This window comes from Aeromonas sp. QDB30 (assembly GCF_027707645.1).
In the GTDB taxonomy this organism is placed as follows: domain Bacteria; phylum Pseudomonadota; class Gammaproteobacteria; order Enterobacterales; family Aeromonadaceae; genus Aeromonas; species Aeromonas caviae.
Map to the genome: position 1 here is coordinate 1 of NZ_JAPCIY010000165.1, position 1,389 is coordinate 1,389.

Below are 1,389 nucleotides of genomic sequence, written 5' to 3' on the forward strand. Positions count from 1 at the left end.
CATGTACAGAACCTTAAGCGGCAAGCGAATTAATAATACCGTCTAACGTGTTGTTTTGCTTGGATTTTCTCTGCCTACTCTTTTTGCCGTTTTTGGATAAATACACCATTGCCCACTCCAACTTCTCTGTTATTTCCTGCCACGCACCATGGATGATGCTCGCCAATATCGGCATTAACCAAAGCGCGCTGTTTTTGGCAATCTTCAGCATCGATAACTCCGCGCTGCCAATCAGCGTCAGCGCCAGCCGACGTTTGACCAGCAAGGCCAGCAAACTAGCCCAGATCAAGCCTTCCGCTATCGCTTTTTGTCGTGTCGCGAACGCCTTCAACCGGTTATGTGATTTCAGCTCTTTGAACAACAGTTCGATCTGCCAACGGCAACGATACAATGCCATCACCTTCTCGGCTGGCCATCGCTCACGCGGAAGATTGGTCATCCATATACAGAACCGTTTTTCCTCTGCAAACCAACGTCTTATGAGTCGATATTTATACTTTCCCGAACTCACATCCAGATCCAGAACCTCGGCTCTGCAGCTTCTCCGATCGATATCCTTGAGCTTTTTTCCGAGTAACTTGGGCATTTCCCTGCCGTCCTGTCGGTAAGCTGCCTGTACTTTGGGATTGAGATTTTGACTCCCTCTGACCAGATAGCTTCCTTTGGCTTTGGTCACATCAGCAAAGTACTCGCGGCTGATGTAACCGGCATCCGCCAATAACAGTTTGTTATTTAACGAATTTGCGGCCGGAAGATGCTTGCGCTCCGATTCGGTATCCGCCGTGATACTCATCGATATCGGCGACTGGTCCAGCAAGGACATGGTCATATGACACTCTACCGCAGCGGGGCTGTGCTTATTGAATCGGCCCGGGAAATGTTCTGCCAATTGCGGATGTAACGCGAATGACGACCCGTCCTGCAGCAGTACCTGCTCAAAGCCTGCCAGTCCGTGGGCGTCCGGTAGACACTCCTTGAGGCGTAAGGCGATGGCTCGTTCAACCAGTGCGCGCATGAACAAGGGAAAACCCTGCTTGCGTAACTGGTTGTGAAAGGGTTTATACGCTATTTGGTCAGTATCATGGAGCTGCAACGCATTGAAATGGCGATGCAAACCAGCAATACCATCCACCTTGTCGCAACCAAGCCCTGAGAGCAGAGCCGGGAGTAGTCTCGCAGGCTGGATATCCCGGAGTCGCTGACAAAAACCGGTAAATTTACCGATCCGGTTGAGTTCAGAAGAGCTAAGAAGTTGCTTGAGGTACTGGGTTGCATTGATAATAGTCATGGCTTCGGGCGTGTCGGTTTTTTTTTGCGATTAAATCAGATCACAAACGAAGCCTTTTTTCTATCTATTTCAATTGGTTGTAGCTAAAGATCCTGTACATG

The 1,389-nt window shown here is 49.4% G+C and carries 1 protein-coding gene; it reads right to left on the reverse strand.

Going from position 1 to position 1,389, the window contains the following annotated elements:
- Positions 1 to 13: 13 nt before the first annotated feature.
- Positions 14 to 1,288 carry an IS4-like element ISApu2 family transposase gene (locus tag PG896_RS20925; RefSeq protein WP_011191341.1) on the reverse strand — a complete coding sequence of 425 codons (1,275 nt, stop codon included), beginning with the start codon at positions 1,286 to 1,288 and terminating at the stop codon, positions 14 to 16.
- Positions 1,289 to 1,389: the final 101 nt, after the last annotated feature.

Coding starts and splice junctions, on each gene's coding strand:
- PG896_RS20925 (WP_011191341.1), bottom strand. CDS start 1,288: ATGACTATTATCAATGCAACCCAGTACCTCAAGCAACTTCTTAGCTCT.